At 70.9% G+C, this 230-nt stretch carries 1 protein-coding gene; it reads left to right on the forward strand.

What is annotated here, in order from left to right; genetic code table 11:
* Nucleotides 1-15 precede the first annotated feature (15 nt).
* On the forward strand, nt 16-230 hold a 215-nt coding region (locus HLUSI_RS30245), incomplete at its 3' end, for a hypothetical protein (protein WP_193365591.1).

Below are 230 nucleotides of genomic sequence, written 5' to 3' on the forward strand. Positions count from 1 at the left end.
CGGCGCCGGCGCGGCATGGACATCATGGGATACGAAGAAGCGCCCGACTACGCCGGACTCGGCGGCATGCTGGCGTTCGGCATGGGCCGCATGGAAGTCCGGGAAGATCCGCGCGACGACGCCAGCAAGGCGCCCCTCGCCAAAACACCCGGGCAGCGCGCGGCCGTCGACCTGCCCGGCCCCTTCGTCACCGACGAGGAGCGCAAGCGCTATGCCGCCAGCGAGAGCAA

Source organism: Herbaspirillum lusitanum P6-12 (assembly GCF_000256565.1).
GTDB lineage: Bacteria > Pseudomonadota > Gammaproteobacteria > Burkholderiales > Burkholderiaceae_D > Herbaspirillum > Herbaspirillum lusitanum.